Origin of the sequence: Rhizobium sp. SG2393, assembly GCF_042610495.1 — a bacterium.
Lineage (GTDB): Bacteria > Pseudomonadota > Alphaproteobacteria > Rhizobiales > Rhizobiaceae > RU20A.
Genome location: NZ_JBHGAP010000002.1, coordinates 346,054 through 370,647 on the forward strand (window position 1 = coordinate 346,054; position 24,594 = coordinate 370,647).

At 65.1% G+C, this 24,594-nt stretch carries 1 protein-coding gene (only partly in view); it reads right to left on the minus strand.

The features are described 5' to 3' along the window. Window positions 1-24,594, minus strand: the 3' portion of a protein-coding gene (locus ACED18_RS10400) for a tandem-95 repeat protein (protein WP_377291782.1). 7,371 nt of this gene lie beyond the right edge of the window; the window shows 24,594 of its 31,965 coding nt (coding positions 7,372-31,965); its start codon lies beyond the right edge, outside the window — the gene reads right to left on this strand; its stop codon occupies window positions 1-3.

A 24,594-nucleotide genomic window follows, 5' to 3' on the forward strand; every position in this document is an offset into this window, starting at 1 on the left:
TCAAATCACGCCTGTCATCGTCTGCCTGTTCCCAAGGTTACTGCCGACCCGAACAAAACCGTCCTCATCGCCCTCATCCCACAAGGGCATTGGGGCATCCTCTTCCTCATCGGTCGCAAGGAAGGGCGAGAGGAGGGTCTCAGTATCCACCACCCGCCGCTGCGACACCTTCCGGTAGGCCGACAGGTTGACGCCGCCTGCGAGCAGCGCGGCAAGCAGCATGGACTGATCGCGCGTGCTGCTCGCCGCCACGACGCCCGGCGCAACGCTGCCTGCCATCGCCAGATCGGACCCCGTGCCAGTGCCCGGGGGCATGCCCAGGACGGTGGCGGTCGCGGGAAGGACAAGCGCGCGTTGATCGGCGGAAACCATCTGCGAGGGCAGCGCAAAGCCACGATCGGCTTGTTCGATTGAGGGCCCATCGAAAGGCGCCGCAGCGGTCGCAAGCATTTGATCCGACGCGGCCTGCGCAAGCATAGGTCCATTCGGCATGGCACCGGCAACGGCGGCCGCAACGGCCCGCACCGTGAAGCTTGCCTGGGTCCGTCCCGCAACACTCAGATATTCGAACGTCACCACCGTTTCCTGACCGACTTGGGCCAGACTTGAAACCGTGATCCACTGCCGCGAAAGATCGAGCGTTGCCTGGCCGCTGCTCGCGCCGACGACGCGGCCGAAAGAGAACGCCCCGCCATCGACGTCCGTAAACGCCGCCAGAATTGCCTCCACCGAAACGATCAGCGGCTTGCCGATCGTTGCACTGAAGAGGATCGGCGCGGACAAAACGGGCGCGTCATCGACCGGACGGATGTTGACCTGCACCTCGCCTGCGGCCTCGTTGACACCATCGCTCACAACCAGCGTAAAGCTCGCCGCACCCGCGAAGTTCGTGTCACCGCGGAATGTCAGGGTCCGCGCCACGGTATCGACCGTCACAGTGCCGTTCAGTCCGCTTTCTGCCCGGACGAAGGTGAGTGTCCTGCCTTCCGGATCGGCAAACCGCGCTACCGCATCGGCGAAGGACAGAACGAGAGGCGTGTCTTCGAGGACCGACAGGGCAGTTGCGCGGAAGGTCGGCGCCCGGTTTTCCCGAACGGGAACCGAGACAGTGCCGATTGCGATCGCCGCACCATCGGTCACAGTGTAGCGGAAGCTGCCCGTTATCCGTGAGCCTGCATCCGGTGTGAAGCGGATTGTCGTGCCATCCAGAACGACGCTTCCGCCCACTGCATCGCCGACGGAAACCAGGGACAAGGGTTTCGCCGAGGGATGCAGATCATTCGAAAGAAGCGTGGAGACGGGGATATCCACCGCGATGTCGACGGTCGTTGCAAACGCATCGTTGCTTGCAAGGGGAGCATCCTTGGCGACGACCATCACTCTGACAGTGCTCACAGTCTCAGTGGTGCCATCGGACGACACGTAGCGGAAGGAGGCTGTTCCGCGGAAGCCGGTCTCCGGCGTGAAGCGAATGACACCGCTCGCACCGTCAACGACAGCCGTTCCGCGCGTGGCCATTTCCGTCCGCACGATGGTGAGCGGCTGGCCTTGCGGATCATTGGCCAACAGGCGGGCGAAGGGGATCTCGATCGTGGTGCCGGCCAAAGCCGCCAAGAGATCGGCGCGACGATCGACCTGGATGTTGACTTTGCCGATGCTCTGGCGATCGCCATCCGAGACGATGTAGCTGAACGTGGCATAGCCGTTCGTGATGGATGGGACGAAGATCACGTCGCCGGTGACGGCATCAATGGATGCCGTGCCGTTCTGGGCCGAAGTGACCCCGACGAGAGACAGTGCGCTGCCTTCCAGGTCGCTGTCATTGTCGAGGAAAGCCGACTTGGGAAGGCGCAAGGTCTGACCGACCTGGAGCTCAATCGTATCGGCGCGTGCGATCGGCGCATCGTTGACCGGATTGATCTGGATCTCGACAGCGCCGTTTGTCACCCGCTTGCCGTCGCTGACGCCGTAGATCAGCCGGTCCGTGCCGAACACATTTGCTCTCGGCGTATAGGTCACCGTCTGCGCAGTGAAATCGATCACCACCCGCGCCCCGCTATTGGCACTGGCGGACACGAGACGCAGCACGTCACCATCGGCATCACGCGCATTCGCCAGCAGCGAGGCGATCGAGAAGACGATCGGCGTGTCCTCGTCTGTCGTAACGCTGGACGCGGCGACCGTCGGCGCACTGTTGACGCGGACGACAACAGACACGTGCCCGGTAGATTCGGCGCCGGCGTGATCAATGACCTTGTAATCGAAGAACACATGCCCGGTGAAGGAATCTGGTGCGATGTATGCCACGCCGCCGCCGGGCTGTTGGAGAAGCTGACCGACGGCGGGTGCGCTGACGATAACAACGCGCGCTCCGGGTGTTGCCAGGTCCAGGCCCGGGCCCGCCAGTGTGGCGAGCGAAAGGTCGAGCGTGGCACCGGCGCGCATGCTCGTGTCGATCTCGCGATCCGAATGGCCGGCGTTGACCGCATCCACATTGACGGTAATGACACCTTGCGTCGGCACGCCACCGCTGACCACTTCGTAGGTCACGGAGGCCTGCCCTGCAAACCCGTCTGCGGGGATGAAGGTGATCATGCCGGTCGCAAGGTTATAGGTCGCCGTGCCGTGTGTTGCGCCGACCACGCGGCGGAAACTGATGGTTTCCAGATCCGGATCAACCAGACGCTCGACGAGTCCTACGACGGGAACGGACAGCGGCTTGCCCGGGACAGCCTGCAATGTCAGAGCCGGGATGACAGGTACATCATCGACGGGCGTGACACGCACGAGAACTGTGGCCTTCGTCTGATTGACGCCATCGCTGACCGTCACATCGAAGCTGGCACGGCCGTTGAAATTCAACGCCGGCAGGAAGCTGGTCCCACCCGTGACGGCGTCGAAGGTCACGATGCCGTTCACGCCATTATCGACAGACAGGACCCGAAGCGGCAGCCCTTCAGGATCACGGAAGGCTGTGAGCAGTTCGGCCTGGGACAGGTTCAGCACTCTGTCTTCGGCTGTCACGAACTGTCGCCCGACAGCAGATGGTGAACCGTTGTTGGCGACCGTGACACGGACCTGACCCGTTGCCGACGCTCCGCCCGTGCTGACACCATAGGTAAAGGATGCCGTGCCGACGAAGCCGGCCGCCGGTGTGAAGACGATGTTGCCGCCAACGAGCGCGACCGACCCGTTCGTTGCTCCGCCCACGCCGGTCAATGTCAGCGTCGTGCCCGGAGCATGCGCATCATTCTGCAGCAGGATGGCAGGATCAATCGTGACGGGCTGCCCCGCAATCGCCCGAACCGTGTCCGAAAGCGGCGTGGGTGCATCCGGGCGAACGACCTCGACGGCGACCGTGGCCGTCGACTGGACACCGGAGAAAGAGGCCGTGTAGCGGAAGAGGGCGCGTCCGGCAAAACCGTCCCTCGGCGTGAAGGTAATTGTGCCGGCGGCGGCATTATAGGACACCGAGCCGTTGGTCGGAGACGAGACACCGACGAAGGACACGATGTCGCCCGGGGCACCGACGTCATTTGCCAGGAGCGTCGCCGCATCCACGACGATCGGTGTCCCGACCGTGGTGACGACGACATCGCCGACGGCCAGAAGCGGCACGACGACAGACGCCGCCGCGGTGATCGACGTTGTTCCATCGCTGACAGTGAATGAGAAGCCCGTGTTTCCTGTGCCGGTGGCCGTGTAGAGAATGATCCCCGTTCCGGGCTCGATCGATACCGTTCCGCCGGAGCGAGGCGTGACCCCGGTGATGGTCAGCGTATCGCGATCGACATCGGTTACCTTGGCCAGAAGCGTTGCGGGATCGATGCGCAGCGTTTCGCCCAGTCGTCCGGTGAGGCTGACGAGGGACGCTCGCGGCGCGTCGTTGACCGGGGTCACGGTGATATCGACGCGACCTTCCGTCGTGCGCTGGCCGTCGCTGACGCCGTAGAAGAGGCGCGCTGGTCCATTGTAATCGGTTGGCGGCGTGTATGTCACAGTACCGGCCGCGCGATCGATGACAGCAACACCGTTTTCGGCCCGCACGGAAGCGAGGCTCAGCGTATCCCCGTCGGCATCGCCGGCATTGGCGAGCAGGCTCGCAATGGTGAAGACACGCGGCTGGTCTTCTGCCGTGGTCGCCGTGGTTGCGGCGACCGTGGGCGCGCGGTTCGGCTGTGGCCGGATCGTAAGGTTGGCGGTTGCGGTCCCGCCACGACCGTCCTCGATTGTATAGGTCAGCCTTGCATCGGCGGTGTTGAAGGGCGGTGCGTTGAAAATATAGCTGCCATCGGCCTGCGCCGACAGCGTGCCGATGGATGGCGTTCCCAGCGACAGCAGCGTCAGGGCATCGCCGTCCGGATCCGTGTCATTGCCGAGCAGAGTGGCGGCCGTGATGCGCAGGGGCTGTCCGATCCGCTGGAACACGACATCGTCGACGGCAGCCGGCGGCTTGTTCAATTGGGTGACCGTCACCGTCACATGGCTGTTCGCGGTTGCACCGGCACCATCGGAGACGGTGACATCGAAGCCGGCCGTACCGGCAAAGCCTGCGGCCGGCTGGAAGCGGATGACGCCGCCAACCAGTTGCACCGTGCCGTTCAGCGGATTGCTGACCGCCGTGATCGTGAGCGGGTTGCCGTCCGCATCCGTGTCGTTGGCCGTCAAGGTCGCAGGATCGATCTCGACAAGGCTGTTGCCCGTGACCGTCAACGTATCGTCCACCACGCGGGGGACGTCGTTGACGGCCGTCACGGTAACCGTGACATGCGCTACGCTCTGCACACCTGCGGCATCTTCAACCGTGTAGTCGAAGCCGCCAATGCCGTTAAAGTCGGCAAAGGGAACAAAATCCATACGGCCGCAGGGGAAGCAGACCTCGCCGAGACTACCACCGACGACATTCGAAATCGCGACGATCCTCAGCCCGTCTCCATCGACATCGATATCGTTGGCCAGCAGGTTGGAGAAGCGGATCCGGGTCGTCGTATCCTCATCCACCGTCACGGAGTCGTCGGTGGGACGAGGCGCATCGTTCACTGGGGTGACGGTCACGGTCACGTCAGCGGTCGACTTGCCACCATGCCCGTCATCGATCGTATAGCTGAAACCCGCAGCCCCGTTGAAGTTCGCCGTGGGCGTGAAGCGATAGACGCCCGGCGCGGTCTGCGTAATCGTCCCGTTCTGGGCGCTGCCGATCGTGACCGCCAGCGTGTCGCCATCCAGATCGGTGTCATTTGCAAGCAGGCTTGCCTCGGTGAAGGTCAGTGCCTGGTCTTCGTCGGTCTGGAGCGTATCGGCGACGGCGCTCGGCGCGCGGTTGGCCTGGCCAACCGTGATGTTCACCCGGCCATTTGCCGACAGCGTCCCGTCCGTGATGCGGTAGGTGAAGCCGCCGAGACCGACGAAGGCGGCATTGGGCGTGAAGACGAACCGATCGGTGAAAAGCTGAACCGTACCGCCAACGATATTGGTGACGAGATCGGTAACGCTAATGGCAGAGTCCACATCGCTGTCATTGGCAAGAAGCGATGCGCGCGAGATGGTCACCGGCGTCGCATTGTCGGTCGCGAAGCTATCGTCGGTCGCAACCGGCGCGTCATTGACGGCCGCAAGCGTGATGGTGACGCGCGCACTTGCCGTGCCGCCCTGTCCATCGGAGACCGTGTAACGGAAGCTGACGGGACCGCTGACGTTCGAAGCCGGCGTGAAGACGATCTGCGTGCCGTTCAGCACAACCGATCCGCCGATTGCATCGGAGACAGCAGTGACCGTCAGCACATCGCCGTCGACATCGACATCGTTGGCAACGAGACCCCCCGCGCCAATGGTCAGGACAATGTCTTCCGTTCCGGACAGCGTATCGGCCGTGGCGATCGGCGTGTCATTGACGGGCGTGACCGTCACGGTCACACGGCCGGTGGCCTGACCACCGTTGCCGTCACTGACCGTATAGTCGAAGCCGGCAGAGCCCGCGAAATTGGCGGTTGGCGTGAAGGTCACGACACCACCGGCAAGCTGCACGGTACCGGACGTGGCATTGCCGACGCTGAGGAGCGTGCGGCTATCGCCATCGACGTCCGCCGTCGCCGCCAGCAGCGTGGCAGCCTGGATGGTCGCGGCGGTGTCCTCCGTCGTGGTGGCCGATACGGGGCCTGCCGTCGGCACATCATTAGCCGGCGCAAGGCGCACCGTCACGTGGCCGATGTCGGTGCGGCCGCCATCGGAGAGGATATAGTCGAAGCCCTGGTCGCCGTTGACGTTCGCATTCGGGGTGAACACGATACGACCATTGGCGGGATCGAAGGTCACGATGCCGCCCGAGGCCGAGCCCGGCACGATGCCGAGGACGGAAAGCGGCTGCGCTTCCGGATCGACGTCGCCATCCAGAAGTGTCGCGAACGGGATAACGACCTGCAGGTCTTCCGTACCGGTAACGACATCGTCATCGGCCACCGGCGGCGCATTGAACGGCTCGACCGTGATCCTGACCTCGCCGACAGACGTGAACTCGCCGTCCGTGATACGGTACTGGAAGCTGGCCGAGCCGATATGGCCGGGCGCCGGCGTGAAGGTCACGACGCCGTTCAGAAGCGAAACGGTGCCATTCACCGCACCGAAGACAGAGGTCAGCGTCGGCGTCGTTCCATCCGGGTCGCGGTCGTTGGAGAGCAAGATGGCGACCGGTATGGCGAGCGGCACATCGACCGTCGCCGTCAGGTCGTCACGCACCGCCACCGGCGGGTCGTTGGGATTGCTGACGTTGATGGTGATCGTCACCAGATCGCTGTCGGTGGCATTGCCGGGCGTGCCGGCCGGATCGCCGGTGTCGCGCATGCGGAAGGTGAAGCTGTCCGTGCCGGAATAGGTGGGCGAAGCGACATAGCGGACGACATTGCCGGCATCCAGCATCAGCGTGCCATGGGCCGGCCCGGTGACGATGGACGCGACGAGGGCCGCCGGTGCGGTTTCGAGGTCGCCGCCGGTGAGGATGATCGTGCGCTCTTCACCGGCAATGGCGCTGAGCGTCTGCGCGTTGGCGGTCGGGCGATCGTTGACCGGCGTGACGGTGATGGTCACCAGCGCCTCGCTCACACCGAGCTTGCCGTCGCTAACGCGGAAGCGCAGCGTATCGGTGCCGGAGAAATTCGCATCCGGGCGGTAGGTGACGCGGCCGGTCGCCGCTTCGAAGCCGGTCAGGCTGCCGTGCTGCGGCAGGCCGATCAGTTCGTAGGTCAGCGGATCGGAATCCGGATCGGAGGCGCCGAACTGGATCAGCAGGCTGCCATCCTCGCCGACGGTTACGGCCGCCGGTGCGGCGACCGGGGCACGGTTGACGGAGCGATCGACGATGAAGTTGCGGACGAAATCGCCGCCGGCACTGCCATTGCTGTCGCCATCGAGGCGGTTGCCGGCGGTGTCGTAGACGGCCCGGTCGTCCGAGCCGCGCACGATGAGCTGGTAGCGGCCATCGGCCAGGGGTCCATCGACGAGATCGAGCACAAGCGCCGTTTCCGGGAAGGAATAGCTGGGCCGCAGGCGGATCGAGCGATCGTCGGCATCACCGAAGACGCCGTTGGCGCCGGCATAGCGCAGCTCGTAATTGGCCGCCGACAGCGCGCTGATCTGCTCAAGCGCCTCGGAGAAGCCGATGGAGATGCGGTTGAAGGCAGCCGCCGTCGAACCGCCCTCGGCCGGCAGGGCCGGAATGGAGAGTACGCGCGGCGGTGTGACGTCGTTGGAGGCGCCCTGGAACTCGATGGCGCCGATATCGAAGTAATCGAGGCCTTCGGCCACATTCGGCGTGAAGGTCAGCGAGGCTGCATTCTGCAGGGCGCCGCTGCCGCTGTAGCTGGCGGAGACGAAGGTGTAGCCATTGCCGGCCGAAAGGCCGATCGTCGGCGTCATGCCCTGGTTGCCGGAGCCGTAATCGAAGCGGATGCGGCCGTCTGCAAAGAGCGTTGCGGAGAAATTCGCCTGCGGACTGCCGCTCATCGCCGCCGTGGCGTTCCAGCGCACGGTGATCTGGCTGGCGACAGACGTATCCACGAAAACGTCGTTAGCGGAATTGCCGTAGGTGTAGAGCGATTCTTCCCAGAAGGGGGCGATGCGCACCCGGTTCTTCAGCGCATCGGTGCTGTCGTCGGTGACCGGCTGGCGATCGACGAGGTCGATATAGCCGTCCACGCTGACATAGATGGTCGAGTAGGACGTGCCGTAGAAGGTGAAGGCGAAGGGCAGTGTAACCGCCCGCGTGCCAGTCGAGGTGCGGTGGTTGAGCGCCGTTCCGCCGGCCGGATTGAAGCTCGACCCGGCGGCCGCCGTCTCCTCGTACAGCGCGTAGCCCGTGCCGGTATCGGCAACGGACGGGTCGTTGGAGCGCGGCAGGCCGAGGAAATCGGTGCGGCGGTCGGTGAAGCCTTCCCCGGCGTCGATGGCGATCGATCCGCGCTTCAGGCCGAAATTGTCGTCCGCGCCGCCGCCGGTGGCCGTGTCGGCGCCGCCGAGCACGTTGTCGGAGCCGTTGATGTCGATGAAATCGGGATTGCCTTCGAGGCTGCCAGCCATGGCAAGACCGGAGACGGTGCGGAAATTGGCAAGCGAGGCGGCCGCCGTCGCACCCCAGACCGCGACATTCGCCGCACCCGACAGGCCGCGGTAGAACAGGTTGGTGCCGAGCACGAGGCCGGCCTGCGCGGCGGAGGAGATGTTGAGGATGCGGCCGAGATCGTTCCACAGGATGTTGGAGACGATCTGCGCATTCTGCGAGGTGCCGGCCAGGATGATGCCGTCACCCACCGACTGGTAGATGGTGTTGCCGGCGATGATCTTGGTCGCAGTTCCGGTGTTGGAGAAACTGATGCCTGCATCGGCATTGGCGTAGATGAGGTTGGAGAGCACGCTGGCATTCAGCGACGACGTGGTCGAGGCGATGCCGACGAGGTTGGAGTAGATGCGGTTCGCCTGGACGGTGACGTTCTGGCCGTCGATGCGCACGCCGCTCTGCGCGTTGCGGAAGACGCGGTTGCCTTCGATCAGCGCATTGCCGGTCGAGACGATACCGGTCGTGTTGTCGAAGACGGTGTTGTCGGCGATGAGTGCGCGGCCGCCCGCATTGTTGGCGCGGATGCCCACGCTGTAGCTGTAGGAGGCCGTCCCCGAGACGATATTGTCGCGCACCGTGCCGCCGAGGACTTCGAGACCGACATTGCGGTTGTTGGTGAAGCGGTTGCCGCTGATCGTGAATGTTCCATCATTGGCGTAGAGATAGGCGCCGTATTCGTTGTCACGAATGACGGAGTTGAGAATGGCGCTGTCCTGCCCCTGCGTGCCGTAGATGTTCAGCCCGTAGAGATTGCCGAAGATCTCGCTGTCGTGGACGGTGATGTTGCCCGTCGAGAAGTAGGCGTAGATGCCGTAGCCATTGGCATGGTTGAAGATGCGGCTGCCGCCGATTTCGATGTTCCGGTTGAGCTGTGCGCTACTGGAAGAGTCGAAATACATGCCGGCATAGGCATTCGCGTAGATCTGGCTGTTGAGGAAAGAGATGTCGCTCGAGCCAGCCTGATAGTTGAAGAAGACGCCGACGCGCGCGCCGGTCATTTCGAGATCGGACAGTGTGACGAAATCCGCGCCCGTGAAGCGGACGACGGCGCTGTCGATGGCGGTCGCATCGCGGTTCAGCACAGCCTGGGCAGAACCGGTCGGTCCCTGGATGCGGACGCGATCGGCGGCAGCCGTCGAGGAACCGGAATCCTCGGCGCCGAAGACGAGGTCGTAGAGCAGCGTATAATTGCCCGTATCGACATAGACGACATCGCCGGCCTGCAGCGTATAGGCCCGCAGCAGCGCTTCGAGCGAGGCCATGGGGCGGTCGGCCGTCTTGCCGGAGTTCAGGTTGTCGCCGATCGCGCCCGGCGTGTACTGGTCGCCGTCATTGGACGTGTCGTCCACGTAGAAGCTGCGGCCGGCATTGGTCGTCAGGAACGGCTTGTCGGACACATCGCGGCTGTTGGCGACCGTGACGCGGGCGAGAACCGAGTTGGCATTGGTATCGAAGCCGGTCGACCAGACGGTGCTGCCATAGCCATAGCGGTCCATCCCGGCATCGGCGGAGACGAGCGTCCAGGTGGCGCCATTATCCGGCGAAACTTCGACGCGCGCGGTTTGCGGGGCCACGCCCGTGACCTTCGAGATTTCGAAGCCGGCCAGCGTGACCTGATTGCCGGTGCGCGAGATCACCGAGAGATCGAGCTTGCCGCCCGTGACGGCCACATCATAGCTGAGGCTCGTCGTGCGGTTTCGCGCGCCGGTCGCGGCGAAGAGATTGTAGTTATCCGCCCGTGTCGTGCCTTCGATCACGACATCGAGGCCGCCGTGGTCATATCCATAAAGCTCCACGAAATAGAGGCGTACGCGGTAGGTGCCGTCGGGCACATCCACCGAATAGGAAAGCCCGTTGCCGACACCGCCATCTGATAGGGCGAGGGTCCGGAAAATGGCTTCCGGAATGCCGGGCGTTGCCGACAGGTCCACTGCGGTCGTGGAGGAGATCGTCGTGTAGGACCCGACAGCGGTGGTCGGCCGGGTGGCCTTCCAGGCTGCCCAGCTTTGATCGCCGGCAATCACGGTCATCGGATCGGAATAGCGACCGAAATTCGTGGCATAGAGACCGACCAGCTCTTCCTGCGCCAGACCGCTTGTCCGCCAGGTGATCTGCATCGCCTGGTCGCGTTCGAATTTCTCGAGCCCGTTCGGCGACAGAACCTGGACGGATTCCGCCTGTCCTTCCGTCGCGAGTGCCGTGTTTCCGAGATGCCCGATATTGACGCGCGCGCCGTTGCGACCGGGTTCGCGCTGGTAGGGCGAGAGCGGATCACCGCGGTCGATGGCGATGGAACCGGACTGGAGGCGGAAGTCGTTGGCGGCCGCGTTGACGAAGCCCGGCGTGCCGGCGAGGCTGTCCTCGTCAAGACCGGTTGCCAGCGCCCACTGGTCGAGGCTGGTGAAGCTCGTATCGGCGATACGGCCGACTGCGGCAGCACCGCTCAGATCGAAAAGGTTGAAATTCGCCCGGTTGCGGGCGCTGCCGACGGACTGGGTCGCCGAGCGATCCAGCACGATGCCGGCACCGCCCGAAGCCTGCAGGATATTGTTGGCGACATAGACACCCGACGCATTGCCGTTCAGCAGAACGCCGGCGCCGGCACCAATGATCAGCGTGTTGTTGAGAACGAGCGTCGTGTTCGCCGTGCCCGTTATGTTGATCGCGGCCTCGCTCGTGGCGCTGATGAGGTTGTTGGCGACGAGACCGCCCGTCCCGCTGCTCTCGAAACGGATGCCGACCGGGCCACCTGTGATCGTGTTTCCGAGAACCTGCGTGCCGGCCGTCCGCGCGGTGATGCCGGTGACGGTCATGGCCTGGATGCGGTTGTTCTGCACCACGCCGTTGTTGCTCTGGATCCCGTGGTTGCCGCCGGTGATCAGGTTGTTGCGGATGACAAGCTCGCTGCCGCTCGAGGCATTGATGCCGTAGCCCGAGCCGCTGCTTCCATTGGTGTAGCCGGAAATCGTGTTGCCTTCGATGAGGCTCACGGCCACGCTGCTGGAGTTGGACATAGAGATCGCGCCGGCAAGCCGCCCGCCAGCCGCCGAGAGCGTGTTGTTGCGCACGATGGTGGACGCACCCGCGCCATAGCTGCTGATCGCGATGCTGGTCGCGCCGCTGGTGACGTGGGTTGCACGCGAGAAGATCGTGTTCTCCTCGATGAGCAGCGTCGAGGCGCTGTAGGTTCCCGGCAGGTAAAGCGCGTAGTTAGGGATATCGAAGGTGTTGCGGGCGATCGTGAGTGCGCCGGTGTAGTTTTCGGCCCTGACGCCGCTCTGCGCATTCGCCGTGAAACTCTCGAACACCGAGTCCGTGATCGCGATATCCGGATTGCCCTGCTCGATCCAGATACCCTGGTTCGAGATGCCGGTCATGCGCAGGAACTGCAGCGTGGTGTTCGTGCTGCCGCCATTGTTCAGATAGTGAATGCCGGTCGTGACATTGCGCAGCGTCAGATTGCTGAGCTTGAGATAATCGGCACCGGCAAAGTCGAACACGGCGGCATCGCTGCGCGAACTGCTGCGGTCGAGGATCGCCGCATTGCCGTTGGTGGGGCCTTGGAGGGTGACGGCATCGGCCGCCGTGCCGCTGTCGTCGGCGGTCAGTGCGATGTTCTGGAACACCTGATAGACGCCGGTATCGATATAGACGATATCGCCGGGCTTGAGGTCGTAAAGCCGCAGCAGCGCGGCGAGCGAGGCCATGGGGCGCAGAGCCGAGCGGCCGTCATTGGCGTTGTCGCCGATCGCATCCGGCGTGTACTGGTCGCCGTCATTGCTGGCATCATCCACGTAATAGACATTGCCGGCGCCGACGATGGAGAAGGGCCGGTCGGAGAGATCCGTCAGCGTTTCGGTGCCATTGGTGGCGGTGACCCGCATCAGGGCTGTCGAGCCGTTGGTCGCGGTCGTCGGCGTCCAGGTGAAGACGCCATGGCCGAAGCGGTCGAAGGTCTGGGTGGTCGCAACCGTTGTCCAGTTCGTGCCGAGGTCCGTCGATACCTCCAGCGAGGCAAGCCAGGTTCCGGAAGCCGGAACGACTTCGGACACGCCGAGCCCGAAGAGGATGGGCTGCCAACCCTGCGTCGAGCGGTTGACGAGGTCGAGAAGGATGCCCCTGCCGCCGGCGGCCTCAACCGTGAAGGTGCGGGCCACCGCCTTGTTCGCAACGCCACCGGCAGCCGCGAGAATGTCGAAATTGCTCTGGACCGTCGCACCCTGCAGGCGGATATCCATCGGCCGCTGCGCATAGGTGTAGAATTCGGCGAAATAGAGCGTGATCTGGTAGGTGCCATCGGGCACGTCGAGGCTGTAGGAAAGCGCCTCGCCGCGCGTGGACGATCCGTAGGAATAGGTCTGGAAGAGCTCTGCCGGAACGCCCGGGATGCCGGAGACATCGATGGCGGGGTTGTAGGTCGCCGTGTTGCCCACCGTGCGGAAACGCTGGTCCGTCAGCCAGGTGCTCCAGCTTTCCGGACCGGCAACCTGTCCGCCGCCGGCATTGACGAAAAGGCTCGGCCGGTTCGTCGTCAGACCCGAGGAGCGGAAGGCCACGGTCACGGCATCGCCGGCCGTCAGGCGATTGCCGCCGTTCGGCGTCAGGATCTGCACGGTCCGGTCGGGGCTTGCCACCCCGCCGCCGGCCGCACCGCCGAGGCCGATATTGGCGCGCGCGCCGTCATTGCCGGAAGCCTCGCGATAGTAGGAGGTGCGCGGGTCACCGGCATCGCGCAGGATCTGCGGATTGAGGATGGTGAAATCGTCATCCAGGCCGTTATCCGTCGCACCCGTCTGGCCGAGCAGATCGTCCGCGCCATCCACATCGGTGTAGGCGATGGTGCCGGTGAAGGAATTGCCCTCATTGGCAAGCAGCACCTGCCAGTCGGCCAGGCTTGTAAAGGCCGTCGAGCCCCACAGGCCGAGCGTCGCGCCGCTTCTGAGGTCGAACAGGTTGTAATCCGACGAGAAGCCGGACTGGGCATTGTCGGCAACGTTGAACACCCGGCCGCCGAGCTGGGTGAAGACGTTGTTGCGCAGCACGATCTGCGAGGAACTCGTGGCCTGAATGGCGTCGGCGCTGACCTGATAGAACAGGTTGTTGGCAACGAGCATGCGGTTGGTGTTGCCGAAATCGGCGAACTGCAGCCCGGCGACGGCATTGTCGTAGATGATGTTGCCGGCAACGTTCAGACCGCGGCCGCTGCCGCTCACGTAGATGCCGACATCATTGCCGTAGACGAGGTTGCGCAGCACGGCTGACGAGCTGCTGTGGATGCCCCGCACGTTGCCATGGATGCGGTTGTCGGTGACATCGACATTGTCGGTGGCGAAGATACCCGTCGTGCTGCGCGAGACATCGTTGTGATGCACGCTCATGCCGGCGGCGGTGCTTGAGGCGTCGGCGCGAATGGCGGCGTTGGCAGAACTTCTGACCGTGTTGTTGGAGATATCAACCCGATCGGCTGTCGAGGCATAGGCGTAGATGCCGACCGCGCTGCCGGAGGTCTCGGTGATCGTGTTGCCGGAAATCGTCGCATTGTTGGCGTTGCTGTAGATGCCGTAATAATACTGGTTCGAAATCGTGTTGCCGGTGGCGACGAAGTTGCTGCCGTCGTAGTTGTAGATGCCCCAGTAGCCGCCGGTGATGGTGTTGCCGGTGACGGTCAGCGTGCCGGTGCCGTTGGAATGATCGATGCCGGTGTTGCCGCTGATGCCGAGCGAGATGGTGTTGCCGGTCAGGGTGACATTGCCGGTGCGGTCAAGCACGACGCGGGTCGCGGTCGTGCTGGCCGAGATCGTGGAGCCCTGGATCAGGACATCGCTGGTGCCGATACCGAGGTCGATGCCGACGCCGGCCTGATCGAGGAACTGCGTGTTAATGACATTGAGGCCGGTCACACCGGCATTGTCATCCACGACGAGGCCGCGGGCGCCGCGCAGGAAGCGCAGGTTTTCGAGCGTGACGAAATCGGCATTGTCGAGGCGGATCACATCCGCGCCGCTCGACACGTTGCCGCGATCGATGATCGCCTGGCGGGCCGCATCGGTCGGACCCCGGATGATCAGGCGGCCGGTATCGGAGGTGCCGCCGTCATCGGCGGTGATGACGATCGTCGTGGTCGAGGCATAGGAGCCGGTATCGACGAGGATGATGTCACCGGCGCCGAGATCGTACTGCGCCAGCAGCGCCTGGATGGAGGCTTTAGGCGTCAGGGCCGACAGGCCGTCATTGGCATCATTGCCGACGGCATCGGGCGTATATTCGTCATTGGTGTTCGACGCATCGTCCACATAGTAGATGCGGATCGGCAGGGTGACGGTGAAGGGCGTGTCGGATGTGTCGCTGAGGAGCCCGTCGGAGGTGGTGACGCGCAGCTGGTAGCTGCCCGGCACAAAGGTGCCCGGCGCAACCACCCAGTCGAGATGACCGTCATTGGCGCCATCGTCTTCAAGCGAGATCCAGGTAATGCCGTCGCGCGAGACCTCGACATCGACGGTCGCTGCATTGATGCCCGACGAGCGCCAATCGACAGAGACGGTCCGGCCCTGCTGGAAGGTTTCGCCGCCATTGGGGCCGAAGACGCGGATGTAGCGTTCGGGGCTGAGCGATGCCTGCGCGGTGCCGCCATAGGCGCCGACCTCCACGAAGCCGCCATTCGGCTGCTGCTCGGCGCCGACCGGCGTGGCCGGAGAGCCGCGATCGACAGCCGGCGAATTTCCGCCCTGCGGCACGGCAACCGGTGTCGCAAGGCGAACCGGCAGACCGGTGACGAGATCGCGCACGACGGAGAGGTGGCCACCTGCGAAACTGCCATTGCCGCTCTGCACGTGGAAATCGTCGTCCCTGCCGTCGGCAGAGGCAGACGCGTAGCCCAGCACATTGTCGGCGCCATCGGGATCGATGAAGAGCGGATCGGTGTCGATGCTCGTGGCATCCTGCTGGCTGGCGAGGCGCCAGGCGGCAAGCGACTGCCGGTTGGAGCCCTGCCACTGGCCTGCCTGTCCGCCGGGACCGACCTGGAAGATGTTGAAGCCGGAGGCAAAGCCGCCCTGGGCCGAATTGGCAACGACGATGCCCAGCGCATTGAGCGCCACGATGATGTTGTTGGTCAGCACCGTGCCGCTGGTGTTGCCGGTAAGGAAGATCGCCGACCCGGCCAGCTGGTAGACCGTGTTGTTGAGGATGTCGGTGTTCAGCGAGGCATCGACGGTGATGCCGGCGGTGGCATTGCCATAGACCACGTTATTGACGACATCGGCGCCGGAACCGGTGGCGACACGGATGCCGATGGACTGGCCATAGACGGTGTTGGCGCGCACGACCGCGCCGGAGCGCGCGTCGATGCCCACGCCCGATGCATTGGAAGTCCCCGTTCCATAGACGCGGTTGCCGGCAACGAGGCCCGTGGCCGTGATGCCGTTGGCATTGCCGTAGACGAGGTTGTCGACCACACGGCCGGAGCTCGCCTGGATGGCAAACTGCGCGGCGGTTCCGGTAATGGCATTGCCGACGATATCGACATTGCTGCCGGCGCCGATGCCGTAGAGGCCGCTGCCTTCGACGAGGTTGCCCGCGCGGCGCGTCAGGTCGTTGGCGCCGACGGTGACGAGATTGGCGACACCCGCACCGCTGGCGCTCACATAGAGCCCGTAGCGGCCATTGTTGCTGAAGCGGCTGGACTCGATGGTGCTGCCGCCGGACAGCGTCAGATAGGCGCCGAATTGCGTGTTGTCATGGGCATAGACAGTGCGGAAGGAGGCAATGCTGCCGTAGACCTCGAGGCCCGTCGCCGCGCCGTAGACCTCGATATTCTCGATCGAGCCGATGCTGCCGTTGACGAGAACGGCCTGCTGGCGGGCGGTGGCGACGATATCGCTGAGGGATCCCAGCGAGCCGGCGAAGTTGAAGCCGACATTGCCGGTGCCGCGCGCCACCAGATGGCTGAAGCTGCGGTTGGCGGACTGGGTATCGATGGAGAAGCCTTCGGCGGTGAAGCCTTCGACCGTGATGTTGCCGATCGTCAGGTCGTCGCTGCCGCCGCCGGCACGCAGGCCGCGCCTGGCGTTTTCGAGCGTCAGGTGACCGATCGTCATGAAGTCGGCATTCGTGATGTCCACGAGGGCATCGAGCGGAACGGACGCGTTGGCCGAATAGAGCCGTGCCACGGCACCCTCGGCACTCGGGCCGAGGGTCGAGAAGCCCTCCTCGATGCCGATGCCGGCACCGAGATCGGACTGGCCCGATACAGTGATCCCGTAGATCATCGGGTAATCGCCGGTATCGATAAAGAGGGTTGAGCCGGCGACGAGATCATAGGTGCGCAGCACATTGACCGGGTTCGGTTTCGGCGCCGTGGCCAGCTTGCCCGTGTTGCGGTTCGAGCCGATGGCGCCGGGGGTGAACACGTCGCCGTTGTTGGACCCGTCATCGACGTAATAGGTGTTGCCGAGCTCCGGCACGGAGAAGGTTTCGGTCGTGAGGTCGAAGACACCGGGCGCGCCGACGCGCAGCACCTTGATGCGCAGGCCCTTCTCGCCTGCCGCGACGCCGTTCTGCGCCGGCATCCAGATGAATTCGCCGTCGTCCTGGGTCTGCGCGGCGATCACCGACCGGAAGGCCGGACCATCCGGACCGTCCTGCCAGAGTTCGATGCGCACCGGCGTTCCCGTGAGCGGGCCCGTGCTGTCCCAGCGGATGGCCTTCAGGCGATCGACTTCCCAGTCGATGTAAAGATCCGGCGAGCGCAACCTGAGCGTCGATGTGGCCGCATGCACCTGCATTTCGGAGGCGTAGGCGCCCTGCGCCGTCGCCAGCGTGCGCGGCACGACGGCCAGCATCGCATCGTCCAGATAGACGGGATTGGCGGAGCCGAGCCGCGTGGTCGTGAAGCTCCAGTCGATGGAGCGCGTGCCGGCAGGCAGGCGCAGGCGGTCCCACAGGAGGTTCCAGCGCGTTTCGGCGATGGTCTGGCTGATCGTTACGGGATCGCCGATGGCATTGCCGGACGCATCGCGGAAGACAAGCCGGATACCGGCCGCATCCAGCTGATCATTGGCGCTTGCCTGCAACCACAGACGTGCACCAAAGACGACTTCGAGGGCGGCGGTGTCGATCTCGGCTGCCGTGAAGCCGCGCGCAAGCAGATTGATCTGCTGGGCGGCAGAGCCGATCGCCTGCGACAGACCGCCGGAGAAGGCGCGGGCGCCATTGTAAGGCGCGGGATTGCTGGTGGAGACGATGGCTCCGACATTGGTGGTCCAGCCCGTGAGGCCGGCCTCGAAGCCGGGATTTTCGAGCAGGTTCAGCCCGTCGAGCAGGCCGAGGAAGCGGCCGAAGGGATCGCCGCCGAGTGCGGACGGACTCGTGGCCTGCTGGCCGGCGGCCGGCGCGATGATGCGGAAATCGTTGCGGGCGAGATCGGCAAAGGCCGGGCGGGCAAAGCCGGGATCGATGACGGTTCGGCCGACCGAGTGCAGGTCGAAACGTGCGACATCGGCCTGCCAGTCGAGGATATCGACGAAGGAGCGCGTCCAGAAAACCAGCGCGCCGGTCTCCCCGGCATAGAGCGTGTTGTAGTCGGAGAAGAAGCCGGACTGGGCGGTGTTCTCCACGAAGATCGCCGTTCCCGCCTCGGACCAGAGAATATTGCCGACGATCTCGACATTGCTTGCAGAGCCCGCAAGGCGGATCGCATCCGCGCCGGCGTCGCTCGCATAGACCGTGTTGTTGCCGATGCGCACATCCGTCGTGCTGCCGGTCACGAGAATGCCGGCCTGTCCGTTGCGGTAGATCACGTTGTGGAGGATGCGCTGGCCGCCAGAGGCCTGGATGCCGATCGTTTCGCTGTAGCCGATGCGGTTGAAGCTGATCGTGCCCGTGAAGGCGGAGACGCCGACGCCGTTGCGCTCGATGATGTTGGCGCGCGCCGCATCAAGCCCGCCCAGCACGCCGCTTCCCGTCACGCCGGTGGTGTTGCCGACGATGCGCTGGCCCGTCACGGCTGCGCCCTGGAGGCTGAGGCCGACCCCGTTCTGGCTCAGCGTATTGGCAGAGGCGCCGACGCCGTAACCCAGCGCGGCTGCCGGATCGGCCACATCGGAGACGAGGCCGACGGCGTTGTGGTGGATGACGTTGCCATTCAGGCGTGCGGACGCGCGGTAGGAGACGCCCGTGCCGGAATAGCCGATGTCGTTGCCGGTGATCTCGATGACAGAGGCGGCGGTGATAGCGATGCCGACCGTGCCGGTGCGCAACACGTTGCCTTCGATGCGACCGGTAATGGCCCTGTCGATGGCGATGGCGGTGCCGGCAGAGACGGAGGTGAAGCTGTTGCCGACCACCGACAGTCCTGTCGTCGCCGTTCCGGCAAAGCCGAGCGCCGGCTTTGCGGCGGTCGCGACGAGCGCATTGCCGAACAGGCGGTTGCTGCTGCCGCCCTCGATGACGACGGTGGTGATCGTGTTGCCGGTCAGTTCCACGCCGGTCGTGTTGCGCAGCGTTACGCCGGCCGTGATCGTCAGGCCTTGCAGGATGACGTTCGCGGCACCGTCGATGGTGACCGGTCCGGAGATGGTGGCGGTCCGGCTTGCCACGATCGCGACGCCGGAATCAGCCGCCGTGACCGTGAAGCCGGCCAGGGTCGCATTGTCGGCGAGCATGATCACGTCGCCCGCCACCAGCGTCTGGCTGTCGAGGATGGACTGGACGCTGGTTGTGGCATCGGCCGTGAACAGGCGTGCAGCGGCGCTCGGCGATCCCTTGACGAAGATGCCGAAGCGGCCGGCTTCCGCACCCGTCCAGGTGACGAAGGGGCGGCCCGATGCATCGACCGAGAGATCGTAGCCGGCGAAAGAAACCGGCAGGGCCGCAATGCCGGCACCGCCGACATTGCCGGCAAACTGCGGCACGAAGGCCGTGCCCGTCCAGCGCAGCGCATCCAGCGTCAGGCTGCGGGCGGCACCGGCGAGATCCTGCCGGACATAGGTCAGCGTCATGCCGGCTGCGCCGGCGGCAAGCTTCGGCGAGACGGCGCCGAAAACGGCCTGCGACACGCCGCGTCCGCTGGCGCTGCCGGCACCGGCCTCTGCCCAGGCCGAGCCGGTGAAGGCGCGTACATAGATCTGGCTGGCGCGGTCGGTGGAAAGCCGCTCGGTGCCCGGCACCTGCTCTGCCCATGCCGCGTAGAGGTGCCCGCCGAAATAGGCCAGCGACGGCTCGCCCGTCACGCGTTCGGCACCGGCAAGGGCGCCGCCATCGACGGCGGGCAGCGTCGCCCAGACCGTCCCGTTGAATTCGCGAACGGCTATCAGGCGGTCGTCGCCGACCTTCTCGCCATAGGCCACGGCAATCCGCGTGCCATCGGTCGTCACGGCATAGCCGCCCGACAGATCCGTGCTCGTGGCGAGCCCCGTGCCGGAGGCGCTGCCAGTGCCGATTTCGACCCAGGCCGTGCCGTTGAAGCGCTTGGCGAACAGCCGGTCGCTGCCCGAGGTGGAATCGCGCCAGACCGCGACAACGCCGGATGTGGTCGTCACGAGATCGACGCGATCGATGCTGCCCGTACCGCTGATGCCGCCGGCGAACATGGAGCCTGCCAAGGGCAGCCAGTTGTTGGTGGCGCTATCGTATCTTAGGACCCTGACCTCCGTGCGGTTATCGCCGTTGGACTCGATCCAGGCAACGACCGGCGCACCGGTTGAGTCGAGCGCGATCGTCGGCGCAGTCGAGGCGGTCGTCGTGCCCGAAATGCCGCCCGCGAAGGCGCTGAGTCCGACGGCGGTCCATGCACCGCCGGACAGGCGCGCCACATAGATTTCACTGCCGCCGCCACGCGGATCGGACCACGCCACGTACTGCCCGTCGGCACCGGCCACGATCGAGGAAGCGGTGACGATGCCGTCGGCGAAACTCTGGCCGGGGAGCGCGGTGCTGATGCCAGAGGCGGCGACAATCGCGCCATCGCCGGGCCTGGCGGTGCCGTCACCCGGACGGATGGAGCCATCGCCGATGACGGTCGAACCGCGCCCGAGAAGAAGGGCGTAATCGCTCGGAATGACGGAGCCGTCGCCGCGCACCAGCGCACCGCTGGCAAGCTGCACGAAGCCGTCCGCATCGGCCGTCGTCTGGCCGGGTCCGACCAGGGAAAGACCTGCGGGGCCGGCGAGATCGACCCAGAAACCGCGCGTCGGAACGGCCTGCGGCAGGCTGGCCGCGTCCGCCGCGTCGTAGGGGTATGCTTCGACGCGGAGCGGCAGCGCGCTCGCCGTTCCCGCGACGTATGCGGCATTCTCGCCGGTATCGGCCACGTCGGAAACGCCCACTCCGGCGTCGAGGAAATCGGTCCCGCCTTCGCCGAAGAGATGGTCGTTGCCGGCACCGCCGAAGAGGCGGTCATTGCCATCGCCGGCCTGCGCGCCCGATCCCGTGTCACCATAGAGGATGTCGGGTGCAGCATCGCCACCAAGGCCATTGGCTTGGTGCCCGTAGAGCGTGTCGCCGCCGAAGCCACCGATCAGGACATCGCGGCCGAGACCGCCTTCGACGGTGTCGTCGCCTGCGCCGGCATCGACGATATCGTCGTCTGCACCGCCGGCGATCTGGTCATTGCCGGCAAGGCCGAACAGCCGGTCGCGCCCGGCATCGCCGAACAGCAGGTCCGCATCGTCGTCGGCACCGGTGATGATGTCGTCGCCCGCACCGCCGCGGATCGTGCCGCCGCCATAATCGGCAAAGAGCGTATCGTCGCCGTCGTCGCCAAAGATCGTATCGGTGCCGAAGCCGCCATGGACGCGGTCCGCACCGCCGCCGGCACGGATCGTGTCGTTGCCGCGGCCGCCGAAGATGACGTCGTCATCGCCCAGCGTTGCATTGCCATCGCCGAGATCGCCGAAGACGAGGTCATCGCCGGACCCGGCCTCGATACGATCACGGCCGAGGCCGCCGACCACGCGGTCGCTGCCCGCACCGGCGTCGATGAAGTCATAGCCATCGCCGCCATCGATGTCGTCGGCACCGCCATAGGCGTAGATCAGGTCGTGGCCGGCACCGCCGAGCAGCACGTCGCCGAAGCGCAGGGCATCGTCGAAGTCATTTTCAATTAATGCCCCGTCATCCGAGCCGTGGATTTCGTCGTCGCCATCGCCGCCCTCGATGCGGTCCCCAATGCCCCGGTCGGCAAAGAGGCGGTCATTGCCCTCGCCGCCGCGGATCGTGTCGCGGCCTTCGCCGCCCCGCACCAGATCCTGGCCGATACCCGCATCGATCGTGTCGTTGCCGGCACCGCCGAGCACGAGGTCGTCGCCGCTGCCGGCGTCGATCGTGTCGTCGCCCGTGCCGCCGTCGATGTCGTCATCCTCGCTGCCGCCGACGATGCTGTCGGCCCCCGCCTGGCCCCGCAGCACATCAAGGCCGGCGCCGCCATCGATGCTGTCGGCCCCTTCGCCGCCCTCCACGAGATCGTCGCCGTCCTCGCCGAAGAGCGTATCGGTACCGTCATCGCCGAAGACGCGGTCATTGCCGGTGCCGGCGTAGATGATGTCGTTGCCGAGATGGCCGAAGATCAGGTCGTTGCCGCCATTGCCTTCGATCGTGTCGTTGCCGTCCTGGCCGAGCAGGATGTCGTCGAAGCCGCCGACCGTGCGGTCGGGCGTTGCGTCGCCATAGACGAAGTCGTCGCCGGCACCCGCCTCGATCGTGTCCTCGCCCTCTTCGCCGCGCAGGGTGTCGCCGCCGAGATCGCCGAAGATCAGGTCGCGGCCCGTGCCGCCGAAAACGGTGTCGTCGCCGCTCCCGGCCCGGATCTCGTCCTCGCCGGCATCGCCCCAGATCGTGTCGGCATCGTCCTGACCGAAGATCAGGTCGTTGTCGTCGCCGCCGTGAATGGCATCGAGACCGGAACCGCCCTCGATGCGGTCGGTGCCCGCCTCGCCCCAGATCTCGTCATTGCCGGCATCGCCGAACACGCGGTCCGCGCCCGCGCCGGCAAAGATCAGGTCATTTTCGGTGCCGCCATTGATGAGGTCTTCGCCCGCCTCGCCGAAGATGCGGTCATTGCCGGCGTCGCCGCCGATCGTGTCGTTTTCCGTACCGCCCCAGATCTCGTCGGCGCCCGCGCCGCCGGAGATCGTGTCCTCGCCGGAGCGGCCGAAGATCAGGTCGTCGCCATCATTGCCCTCGATGCGATCACGGCCGCCACCGCCGTCGATCTGGTCGTTGCCGCTGCGGCCGTAGAGCGTGTCGTTGCCGAGGTTGCCGAAGATCAGGTCGCGGTCGTTGCCGCCGTCGATCGTGTCGTCGCCGTCATCGCCATAGAGCAGGTCCAGGCCGGCATGGCCGGAGATCAGGTCATTGCCGGTGCCGCCACGGATCGTATCGTCGCCGGACTGGCCAAACAGCGTGTCGTTGCCGGCGTCGCCCCACAGCGCGTCGTTGCCATCACCGCCATCGACGATGTCGTTGCCTTCCTGGCCGTGGATGTCGTCGTTGCCGCTGTCGCCATAGATCGTATCGATGCCCGTGCCACCACGGATCGTATCGGCATCAAGGCCGCCAAAGATCAGGTCGAGGCCGCTCTCGCCGTCGATCGTGTCGAGGCCGGCCTCGCCGCGCAACTCGTCATCGCCGCTGCCGCCGAAGATCGTGTCATTGCCATCGCCGCCGTAGACGAAATCGCGCTGGGAGCCTGTGCGGATCTCGTCATTGCCGGAACCGCCATAGACGGTGTCCAGACCGCGACCGGTATAGACGATGTCGCTGCCGGTGCCGGCATCGACCTGATCGTCACCGTAATCGTCGAAGACGAGGTCAGCGCCGCCATTGGCGTTGATGACGTCGTTGTCGCCGTTTTCGTAGTCGCCGGTATGGGCGCGGACGGCTTCGAACAGGCTGTCGACATCAGAACCCAAGCGTGCCTGGATCTGGGCACTATGGCGCGCGGCATCGCCATCGGGCAGATAGCGATCGCCGAACATGACATCGTCGCCCTCGGAGGCAACGTTCGGCGCGCCGAAAAGCACCGTCGCGGTCGCGTCGTTGAAAGCTTCCTCAAAATCGCCGAAGATCGTGTCGCGGCCACCGCCGCCAACCACGAGATCGTTGCCCGCGCCGCCATAGACGCGGTCATTGCCGACATCGCCGACCACGAGATCGTTTCCGGCACCGCCATAGACGCGGTCATTGCCAGCGCCGCTATTGATGTCGTCGCTGCCAGCGCCACCGAAGATGAGGTCGTTACCTTCGCCCGCGGTGATGCGATCACGGCCGGCCGTGCCATAGATGGTGTCGTCGCCGACGCCGGCATCGATCTCCGTCTCTTCATTCGCATCACCTGCGGTGGTGAAGGAATTGCCGGCGATGCGGTCGTTGCCGCCCTGGCCGAAGATGCGGTCGCGGCCGGCGCCACCCGTCAGGATATCATTGCCTTCCGAGCCCCAGAGCTCGTCATCGCCCGCGCCGCCATCGAGTTCCATCTCGACGGCTTCGCCATCCTTCTTGCGGAGCGACCCTTCCACCACGATCCGGTCGTTGCCGCCACCGCCATGGCCGACGATGCGGCGGATGAGGGGGTCGTCAGACTTCTGGCCGAACGTCTGCTTGATGCCCTGGGATTCCACCTGCACCAGGCCGTTACCCAGCGAACGAACGGTGTAATCGTCGTTGGCATTGTCGTCGGTCGAGCCCGTGCCATGGTTGCGATAGGCAGAGCGATCGCCGATGTTCAGCTTCAGCGTGCCATCGGATTCGAGCGTCGCGAGTTGCGGCGGCGGGCCGCAGAGCTCGGCGCTGAAGGAAACGATCGTCGTATCCGGGATCAAGGGAACGTTCAGCGTCACGCTGAACGGGCCGATGCCGAAGCGCAGGGTCAGGTCGAGATAGAAACCGATTCCACCTTCGGCGTCGAAGATGCAGATCGGACCCTGGTTCAGCAGATCGATGATCTCGTTGCCGCGGAGCTTGCCGTCGGTCTGACCATTGGCATCCGGCACGTC